We start from the raw sequence: 6,832 nt of genomic DNA, 5'->3' as shown, positions 1-6,832 counted from the left end.
GCGAGGGGTCTTCCCTCATCTCTTACGCCGCTTGCTGCGGCACACAAATATTTTAACACCTTTCTTTTGATAATTGCACAAGATAGATATTATTACCTCTTCAGGTTTATCTGAATATAAAAACTTTTCACAATCGACATCCCGCATATCAATCAGGTTATATTTGTAGTTCATCGTCTCTGTAGATATGCTGTCTTTCATCGTCAACGGTACATTTCCGATATAAAACACATACTGCATCGGATGAATCTCATGTACTTCCGACAGGTAAATCCAATAGCGCATTTCCCTGTATACCATCTTAAAATAGTTTGTTGCCTGAAATTCAATATGAAGCAGAGAACTGGAGCCGTCTTCCATTTCTACAAGCAAGATATAGTCGGCCTCACGCTCATTAGTAATCTGAAGCTTAGTCTCTATCGCCGTTGATTTGATAATCTTCAACCCAATTACCTTCGCAATCAGCGTATCTATCACATCTTTCAGGATTTCTTTTAATATCTTATCGTATTGGTTTGGCATTGGCGGTATTTTAACATTTGGTGAAACTTAACGAAACCCAGAGGGCTCGTCGTGGTGATTTTAAATCGCTGGTAAACATTGCTTGCAGATATCTTCCCAAAACGCTATAATAGCGCCATAGATGACGACACTCCATACCCACAATGTACTCTGTGTCGGTGATAATAATGTGCTTGAGCTGCTGCTTTCTGAACTGGAACGCTGCCGTATCTATGAAGTCAGCACTGTACGCGAGTTCAGTGCAGCGCTGGCAGACGGCTCAATCGATATTATTCTGCTTGACCTTCAGATGCTAGATATAAATGCCCTTGAATTGGCTGAACTTGTAAAGGCTGAAAAGCTCCACATACCAATAGTATTTCTTACTGATGAGTTCAGACTGGATGCCTTTATTCAACAAGGTTACAAATCAGGAACAATCGACTATCTTACCAAGCCAATAGACCATAACCAATTCCTGAACAAGATGAACCTATACCTGAGACTATTTGACAAGGAAAAATCTCTCAGGGAACTTAACGATACACTACACCGGCATGTCTGGGAGCAGTTGGCCCGACACCGCCAGAATGATTGTATATTATCACATCAGGCACGCCTTGCCTCTGTGGGCGAGACCATAGTCCAGATAGCCCACCACTGGAGGCAGCCGATTAACACAATCGGGCTTCTCATTCAGGATATCCTGGATGCCTACGATTTCAACGAGCTTAACAGAGAATACATCAGGGGTAATGTAAATAAGTGCATGGATATAATTGAAAAAATGTCTGACACGATAGACGAGCTTAGGGGTTTTTACAAATCAGACGCTGTTAAAACAGCATTCATGCTCAATCGTACCATTGAAAAGACGGTGTCTTTCATTAAACCAATCCTGATAGAACATAACATAAATATCATAGTCAATAACTCTACTGACACTCAGTTGACAGGCTATCCCGTTGAGTTTGGGCGGGTAGTTGTGAGTCTTATCAACAATGCCAAAGACGCACTCACAGAAAACTGTATAGAAAGGCCTGTTATCAAAATTGATTCTTTTGTTGAGGAAGACAGGGCTGTCATTGTGATTACGGACAACGGAGGTGGAGTCCCGCCTGAAATTGCCGGACGAATATTCGACCCCTATTTCACTACCAAAGAAGAAGGCAGGGCTGCGGGGCTTGGGCTTTATACCTCGAAACACCTAATAGAAAAATGTATGGGTGGCACCCTGTCATTTAAGAACATTGCCGACGGTGCAGAGTTCAAAATATCTTTACCAATACTTAACCCTCATAGAGCGCACAGTGTGGGTTAAAATGTATCGCCTACAAGCATAGTCGTTTTAGATTCGAGGACATACGCCGTTGAGGTATTTTTCTGTGTAGCCAGAATTTTTATCTTGCCAATAGGCGATATTGGTTTCACAGAAGACATGACAGTAAACATATCTCCAGGCTTTAAGCCGTCGTCAGTGCCCTTATCAACATATATGACCTGGTACTGGGCGCCTATGATATGCAGTGGTATAACTTTTATTATCATACCACCAATGCCTGGCTTTAGAGTTCCGCTGTCATCTGGCCGCTGGAATACATAAGAGGGAACGATAGGCTGCTTGCGGACGATTTCTTTAACAGATTCCGTGATCAGCGCCTTTTTATAACCTGCCTCCTGACCAATTAGTCGAAGCTGTCCAATAATCATGATTAGCTTGCCCAGGTTTTTCCCTGTTTTTGGGTGAATAACCTTATCACCTATCTCTATGATGAAGTAATCTGTGTGTTGGTCTGCATAATCCTGGCTGATATCTACATAGACATAGTCATTCCTGCCGAACATTATGCGGTCTGATGTTGGCGCAGGGGCTGAGACAATCTTCCCGTAAACCTGCTGTGTATCTGCTATAAATCCGCCTGAGATAATAAGGTACTTCTCTATCGTGGTACGGCTGGTGGGCTTAACCACAACAGATTCAGCAGCAGCCTGCTCTTTCACCGCGGGCTTTTCCTCTGCTGCATCTCCAACCGCAGCAACAGCATATCCCCAGCTAAATGCAAACAACACAAGCGCCAAAGAAGCAAAATGTAGCTTAAGATTTATCAGTCTCACTTATTATAAACTACTTTTTGTTTACCGCATCCTTAAATGCCATGCCAGGGACAAACTTTGGCACGATTGCCTCGGGTATCTTAATTACGTCGCCAGTTCTAGGATTACGTCCGTCTCTTGCCTTTCTCTTCGAAACTGAAAATGTACCAAACCCTACGAGTGTAAGCTTCTGACCCTGTTTCAGCGTGTCTATAATGGCTGCAATGGCTGCGTCAAGTGCCCTTCCGGCATCTGCTTTCGATAAGTTTGCATCCTTCGCCATTTTTTCAATCAGCTCCACTTTGCTCATATAGCCCTACCTCCAAAAGTTAATACTAATCCAAATAATTTTAGGCCTAACATATTTAGGTCTAACAAGCCAAACGGTCTCCCTGCCGCAATTGACCCTTGCGCATTTTGCTGCGCGCAGAACCTACAGTACCAAAATTACCTTCAATCCGGGTACTGAGACTGAAGATAATCATACTACAACCAATAACAAAATGCAAGAAATATTTTCATTCTGAACAGTTCTTCAGGTTAATTCTTTGATAATACAGAATCCGGACAGCAACTAGCGCATTACTCATTCCAGCTTAAGCAGCCCATGGTCGTAAGTCTCAGTTAGGTTTTGCTATCAACTGCAAAGATCTACTTCAGTAGTGAAAGAGGGCGTTGTCAGCACACATATGGATGCCTTCTTAACTGTGCCTTCTTCTGGCGCCCTCTTTCAGCTTATATTACCACGTGATGATTTTATCGCTTGAGACAACCTCGCCGATTATCTTGTCGTAGTCTTTGTCGGTTCTCATGTCTATTACTGTCACATCTGCAAGGGTTTTCTGTGTCTCTATGATGGTCTTAGCCGTAGCGTCTGGTTCCTGTTTCAGTATATATAAGACTTTTGCCATTTTACCTCCTTTATCTAATAAGCAAGAATGTTGTCATAGTCAAGCAGTTTTTTAGCGATGTCCTCAGTAGAACAATACCCGATTCCCTCGTAATCATTAATGTTCGTGCACAACGCCAATTCCATCTCTTTTATCATGTCGAGGTTCATGTCATTTTCCTCGCCAGGCTCTATTTTCCTGTCCAGAATGAATACATCTATTATGTCGTCCATAACGGTTATGCCAACGCTCATTCTGAGTGCCTCGCCCTGCCTGTCTCTTACCAGCACTGCTATCTTTTTCGGCATGTAGATGTCCTCCTTATATTAAAATTACCTTATCGGCATCCTGATTCATAACAGAGTTTTGGTATTGAGAGCCTGCCGCACAACCCTTGGGTATCATTGTCTCTGTAATGTCCCTTAGTTTCGCGCTATGGTCACAGAGGCTCATCGTCACACCTTTTAAACTCATCAAATCCACTATGTCCTTGTCCTGAGAATGCCTCGTACCGTCGTCCATCATAAAAAGTATTACATCCAGTCCTTTTTTGACGGCTGCCTTTGTCAGTCCAATTATGTCTTCCTTATAACCGTCCCGTGTAATCAGTAACCCTACTGTCATTGCATAACCCTCCTTTGTTGTTCTTAATAAGTAAATTCCTTTCTAAATGCTGCAAACTGTTTATCATTAACACTATCCTCTGTCTCTTTGAGCGCTGGATACTTTGCTATCGCCTGGGATGGAAACAGTCTGTATATCACTTCCACAGTTAAAGTCTTTATTTTATCACTTTGGATTGTATAAGAAAATGTGCGTGTCTCATCGCTCTTCAGCCTTGTGTCAACGGCAACGCCTTCGGCCTTCCATGCCGGTACTCCTACCTCGCCTCCACCCTTAAAGGACTTCATAAATACGGCATTTTTATCTTCCATAGGATTTTTTTCGTAATTCCTGAAGATTGTCTTCTTTTGGGCGTCATATGCCACTACCTTTACATACGCCATACGCATAGGCATTGTTGAGGGAAATGTGTGAGCTGTTTTGTTTGTAATCTCTATATCAACTGTTTTACCCCCTGCTGCTTCGTTGACAGATGCTTTGACACTTAGCGCCTTCCTTAGCATCGGCAAGCTGTGACCACCACCCATTTCATGTGAGGCATGGTCATTCTTATTTGACTCAATCGATGGCGGGCCTTCCTTTTTCTCCATGTGACAGTCGAGGCAGTTGCCCTTGCCCTCTTCTTTCATTGAACATATCGCTACTCCGCTTTGATTCGTTAAGTGACTGTGGCAGCCCATACATATTTCGCCGCTTGCCAACAACGGATTTGCCCCGACGCCGTGAGGTGCCTTCTCAGGTGGATTCGACGAGACATAGGCGCCGTCTTTGTTGATTGTAAACATATTTCTGCCCTTTCCTTCCACGATTGTCTCGACACGGTGGCAAAACGCGCATCCAACACCCTCGTCCTCTCTCCAGAGATTTTCGTTCGGCTTGTCTGTCCCGTCCATGAGTTTTTTGATATTTTCAGCCATCGGCATGTGGCATGATGCACAGTGATAGCTGCCCTCTTTCCCCTCTTTTTTCATATCACTGAGAAATACCTCATACATGGCCTTATGCGCGGGGTCTTTGTGTAGAGAAGACTTAGAGTGCATCGAATTTTCCCAGTCTCTATATATCGCCGGATGGCACGCCGAACACCTCTTGGACTTCTCATATGGTGCCGCACCATCAGGGACATCGTGCGCCGAAAGTATCGCGGGGAATGTGGCAGCCGCAGTTGCCATAAATACCATCATAAGCACTATGATATGTTTCATAACACCGCTTCTCCTGATAAACATTGAAACATAACTGGTTAAATCTTACCGTCCTTCTGCTTCCCGCATATTATCTCATAAACATGCTGAAAAGGTAAATCCCTTAGACATTCAACGGTGGAACATTTTTTTCTGAGACACGCGCGGCATGCAATATCCCGCCCTATGACGGTGTGTGCGCTGCCATAGGGTCCTGTCCTTCTGGGGTCTGTTGGGCCAAATACGGCAAACACGGTAACGCCTGCAGCCGCGGCTATGTGCATCGGACCGGTGTCATTAGTAACCATAAATCGTGCATCTCTTATTAGTGTGGCAAGCCCCTTCAATGTCGTTTTGCTGGCTGCATTAATCGCCATTCCCCGTGAGTGCTCAACAACTTCCTCTGCAAGCCCATAGTCACCCCGCCCACCGACAACTACCGTAGGGATGGAAAACATCGCGGCAAGCTGTCCGAAATTTTGCGCTGGCCAGCGCTTTGTCATCCACGCCGCCCCAGGAGTCATAACAATATACTGCCCCTTTTTCAGTTCACCCGCCCATGCCTCAGTGATGTCTTCATAGAGGAGTGGAAATTCTATTTCCCCCGCCGATGCCCCGGCAAATCCGGCAATCTTCATATATCTGTCAACAGCGTGTATGTCCCTGCCGCCCTCAACCAGATGGGTATAACACATGGTGCTGCCCTCTCTGGCCTCCTTAAACCCCACACGGGTTTGGCACCGGCTGAGGCTGGTTATTAGGCCGCTTCTTAACAGCCCCTGCAGGTCAATGACAAGGTCATAGCGTTCGGTCTTCAGCGCGCCAGCAAGCGTGGTTATCTCCCTGTACGTATTGATAAACTCTGATGGACGCTTCCACCTGTCTTTGTTAATTATCCAAAGCTTTTCTATCATCGGATGCCCTTCAAGCAGCCCAGCAAAGCCCGATGCTATGACCCAGTGTACAGATGCGCCGGGATGCGCCTTATGAAGCGCATTAAGCACAGGCAGACTATGTACGATGTCTCCAAGTGAACTAGGCTTTACGATAAGTATCTTCTTATATGATGCCATTGCCGTAGTATAGCAAATCACGGCTTCTAAGGAATGTATTGCCCTTGATGATGTGCTAAAAATTGTCATATGTGACATAATATGTCAGTATCAATGATGGACTATCGTGGAAATGGATGACTTTTGCGATGATTACATGTGGATTGTGCTGGTATAATATTTGCTATATCATATATGTCAATGCGAAGTTGACAATTGGTGAATTTGACATATGACTGTATTATGAAGTACTGTTTATGTCAACATAGGCGGTTTTTAATCGCTGAGATGTATTTACAAGGAGGTACACACAATGTACAAGTTAATTTCAGAGATGAAGACAAGGGATGAAAGAGGTTTTACACTGATCGAGCTCCTGATTGTTATCGCGATTATAGGCATATTGACAGCTATCGCGGTACCGGCGTTCCTCGGACAGAGAGAAAAGGCAAAGGTCAGGTCAACAGAGTCAGGCGCTAAGGGTGCA

The 6,832-nt window shown here is 44.5% G+C and carries 10 protein-coding genes; 2 read left to right on the top strand and 8 right to left on the bottom strand.

Features of this window, described 5'->3' with window-relative positions; genetic code table 11:
• Positions 1 to 15: 15 nt before the first annotated feature.
• A complete protein-coding gene (locus tag ASN18_RS13870) occupies positions 16 to 522 on the bottom strand; it encodes an RpnC/YadD family protein (protein WP_085053381.1) in 507 nt (168 codons plus the stop codon).
• Positions 523 to 643: 121 nt separating this feature from the next.
• On the opposite strand from ASN18_RS13870, the gene ASN18_RS13865 reads away from it, so the two are divergent.
• Positions 644 to 1,822, top strand: coding sequence for a sensor histidine kinase (locus ASN18_RS13865; RefSeq protein ID WP_085053380.1), 1,179 nt, complete (start codon positions 644 to 646; stop codon positions 1,820 to 1,822).
• Here ASN18_RS13865 and ASN18_RS13860 read toward each other — a convergent pair.
• The 7 genes from ASN18_RS13860 to waaC all read right to left on the bottom strand — a co-directional run bounded on the left by ASN18_RS13860 (position 1,819) and on the right by waaC (position 6,435).
• Positions 1,819 to 2,616, bottom strand: a complete 798-nt coding sequence (locus tag ASN18_RS13860) for a hypothetical protein (RefSeq protein ID WP_085053379.1) — start codon at positions 2,614 to 2,616, stop codon at positions 1,819 to 1,821. The genes ASN18_RS13865 and ASN18_RS13860 overlap by 4 nt on opposite strands.
• Positions 2,617 to 2,626: 10 nt before the next feature.
• Complete coding sequence (locus tag ASN18_RS13855; RefSeq protein WP_085053378.1) at positions 2,627 to 2,905, bottom strand: HU family DNA-binding protein; 279 nt, start codon at positions 2,903 to 2,905, stop codon at positions 2,627 to 2,629.
• Positions 2,906 to 3,335: 430 nt separating this feature from the next.
• The gene (locus ASN18_RS17285) at positions 3,336 to 3,506 is read right to left on the bottom strand and encodes a hypothetical protein (protein ID WP_157073006.1); all 171 of its coding nucleotides are present in this window, start codon (positions 3,504 to 3,506) and stop codon (positions 3,336 to 3,338) included.
• A gap of 14 nt (positions 3,507 to 3,520) precedes the next feature.
• The gene (locus tag ASN18_RS13850; protein ID WP_085053377.1) at positions 3,521 to 3,793 is read right to left on the bottom strand and encodes a hypothetical protein; all 273 of its coding nucleotides are present in this window, start codon (positions 3,791 to 3,793) and stop codon (positions 3,521 to 3,523) included.
• Between the two features lie 13 nt (positions 3,794 to 3,806).
• A complete protein-coding gene (locus tag ASN18_RS13845; protein WP_085053376.1) occupies positions 3,807 to 4,109 on the bottom strand; it encodes a DsrE family protein in 303 nt (100 codons plus the stop codon).
• 23 nt (positions 4,110 to 4,132) lie between these two features.
• On the bottom strand, positions 4,133 to 5,314 hold the full coding sequence (locus tag ASN18_RS13840) for a multiheme c-type cytochrome (protein WP_236861767.1): 1,182 nt from the start codon (positions 5,312 to 5,314) through the stop codon (positions 4,133 to 4,135).
• Between the two features lie 38 nt (positions 5,315 to 5,352).
• Entirely contained in the window at positions 5,353 to 6,435 is a 1,083-nt protein-coding gene (waaC, locus tag ASN18_RS13835) for a lipopolysaccharide heptosyltransferase I (protein WP_236861766.1), read from the bottom strand.
• A gap of 223 nt (positions 6,436 to 6,658) precedes the next feature.
• Here waaC and ASN18_RS18005 point away from each other — a divergent pair.
• Positions 6,659 to 6,832 (top strand): type IV pilin protein (locus tag ASN18_RS18005; RefSeq protein WP_353740365.1); only part of this gene is annotated, 174 nt, incomplete at its 3' end.

Source organism: Candidatus Magnetominusculus xianensis (genome assembly GCA_001541255.1).
GTDB classification, from domain to species: domain Bacteria; phylum Nitrospirota; class Thermodesulfovibrionia; order Thermodesulfovibrionales; family Magnetobacteriaceae; genus Magnetominusculus; species Magnetominusculus xianensis.
This window is presented reverse-complemented; position numbering and strand designations above follow the sequence as displayed.